This is a genomic window from Lonsdalea britannica (assembly GCF_946477055.1).
Taxonomy (GTDB): Bacteria; Pseudomonadota; Gammaproteobacteria; order Enterobacterales; family Enterobacteriaceae; genus Lonsdalea; species Lonsdalea britannica_A.
The window spans coordinates 1-2,657 of the sequence record NZ_CAMKXG010000369.1 but is presented as its reverse complement, the minus strand read 5'-3'; the positions used below and the strand labels follow the sequence as shown (position 1 = coordinate 2,657).

The window sequence follows — 2,657 nt, the reverse complement described above, 5'->3', positions numbered from 1 at the left end:
CCTGAATAATTCACTGAACTATTCGCATTTAACTAACCGTTTTTCAGCGTGATGAGCTAACATTCCAACATCCAATTTTCCCAAATTTTATGGATTTCCGATGCGTCGTCTGGTTGCTTTATTGCCCCTTATCGTGTTGCTGCAAGCCTGTAGCAGCAAGCCAGCCTCTTCCGTACCTTCAGACACGACGATTAAGCCGTCTGGCGGTTTCTTTAATTCTCCCTCTTCGGGCTTTTTAAACGGGGATTTCGCTCAGAATCCGGACGTCGATCGCTTCATCGATCATATGGTGAAAGAGTACGGATTCGAGCGCGACAATCTGCATCGCGTGCTGGGGCAAGCGCAACGGCTGGACAGCGTGATCCAACTGATGGATCGCCAGGCCCCCTCGCCGACCACCGCGATCCCGTCCAACATCCCTAATGGCGCCTGGCTGCGTTATCGCAAGAAATTCATCACGCCCGACAATGTGCAAAATGGCGTGATGTTCTGGAACCAATACGAAGACGCCCTGAACCGAGCGTGGCAGATCTATGGCGTTCCGCCGGAAATCATCGTCGGGATTATTGGCGTGGAAACCCGCTGGGGCCGCATCATGGGGAAAACCCGTATTTTGGATGCGTTGGCCACCCTCTCCTTCGCCTACCCGCGCCGCGCCGCCTATTTCAAAGGCGAGCTGGAACAATTTCTGTTAATGGCGCGGGAAGACGGTTTCGATCCGCTGACATTGCGCGGTTCTTACGCCGGTGCGATGGGATATGGGCAATTCATGCCTTCCGCCTTTAAGAGCTATGCCGTGGACTTTAATGGCGATGGCATACCCAATCTGTGGGACCCCGTCGACGCCATCGGGAGTGTCGCCAACTACTTCAAAGCCCACGGCTGGGTTCGCAATGGTCAGGTGGCCGTAGCCGCCAACGGTCAGGCGTTGAGTCTGGATACCGGATTCAACACCCGTTACTCCGTGAATACCCTGTCCGCTGCGGGCTTGTCGCCGCTCGAACCCTTAACCGGCAGCAAGGAAGTGAGTCTGCTACGTCTGGATATGGGGAATCGCTACCAGTACTGGTACGGACAACCCAACTTCTACACGATCACCCGCTACAACCACAGCACCCATTACGCCATGGTGGTCTGGCAGTTGGGCGAGGAAGTGAAAATCGCCCGCAGAAGCCAACTCTGACTACGTCATCTGCCCGCCTGAGATGTTGAATCGACTGGCGGGGACTTAGGCGCTTAGGCGATAGTTTCTTCGCTTGCAACGTAAAATCGGATTTCCCGGAATGATTCCCTTGCGCCCAGTGACGTTGGCTGTTTTAGTGAGAAGTATCGATCAAGGCTGGGGCAAAGACCTCGCATAACGGAAAGAGTGATATGACTAAGATTCGAGTTGGCGTGGTGTTCGGTGGTAAATCGGCAGAACACGAAGTGTCGCTGCAGTCCGCCAAAAACATCGTGGAAGCCATTGATAAGGATAAATTCGACGTCGTTCTGCTGGGTATCGACAAGCAGGGTGAATGGCACATAAATGATGCCTCCAACTATCTATTAAATGCAGACAATCCGGCGAAGATTGCCCTTAACCGTTCTAGTCAGCATGTCGCGTTGATCCCCGGTCAGGCCAACCACCAGTTAATCGATACAAAAAGTGCGGACGCCCTGTCCCAGATCGATGTGATCTTCCCGATCGTTCACGGCACATTAGGTGAAGACGGTTCTCTACAAGGACTGCTGCGGATGGCCAATATCCCATTCGTCGGCAGCAGCGTACTGGGTTCGGCGGTCAGCATGGATAAAGATGTGACCAAGCGACTGTTGCGAGATGCCGGGCTGCTGGTCGCTCCCTTTGTGACGCTCACCCGCGCTAATCGTCGCCGTTTCGACTTCACCACCATCACGGCGAAACTCGGCCTGCCACTGTTTATAAAACCGGCCAATCAGGGCTCTTCCGTCGGCGTCAGTAAAGTCAAAGACGAAGCGTCCTTCCGACGCGCGGTCGATCTGGCGTTCAGCTATGACCATAAGGTGCTGGTTGAGTCCGCGATCGTCGGCCGTGAAATTGAATGCGCCGTGCTGGGCAACGATTTTCCGCAGGCCAGCGTGTGCGGCGAAATCGTCCTGCACGACGAGTTCTACTCCTACGATACCAAATACATTGATGAAGACGGCGCAGGCGTCGCTATCCCGGCCCCGCTGCCGGAAGTGACGGACGAACGTATTCGGGCCGTGGCGCTGCGCGCTTTCCAGACGCTGGAGTGTCAGGGAATGGCGCGGGTCGATGTCTTCCTGACGCAGGATGACGAGATCATCATCAACGAAGTTAACACGCTGCCGGGTTTCACCAATATCAGCATGTATCCCAAGCTGTGGCAGGCGAGCGGCATTGGTTATACCGCACTGATTACTCAGCTCATCGAACTAGCGCTGGAGCGCTATTCGCAGGACAGCGCCCTGCAAAGCTCAGTACGCGACTAACTCTCACTTCAGTCGGGCAAGGCGATAGACAAACTTGCCCGATTGTCCTTTCAGTCCCTACCTTTATATACCCGCATCATCTCTGACCTGCGCCTCACATCATGCACGCCGTCATCACATCGGCAGCCTAAAATTATCACTACGGTTTACCCCGCCAGCGCATTATCTTGTTGCGATAGTGA

At 54.4% G+C, this 2,657-nt stretch carries 2 protein-coding genes; both read left to right on the top strand.

Annotated features, from left to right (window positions below; translation table 11 throughout):
* Positions 1-100 precede the first annotated feature (100 nt).
* Entirely contained in the window at positions 101-1,183 is a 1,083-nt protein-coding gene (mltB, locus tag Q7O77_RS16755) for a lytic murein transglycosylase B (protein ID WP_304169874.1), read from the top strand.
* A gap of 191 nt (positions 1,184-1,374) precedes the next feature.
* Complete coding sequence (gene ddlA / locus Q7O77_RS16750) at positions 1,375-2,475, top strand: D-alanine--D-alanine ligase (RefSeq protein WP_304169872.1); 1,101 nt, start codon at positions 1,375-1,377, stop codon at positions 2,473-2,475.
* The last annotated feature ends 182 nt before the right edge of the window (positions 2,476-2,657 follow it).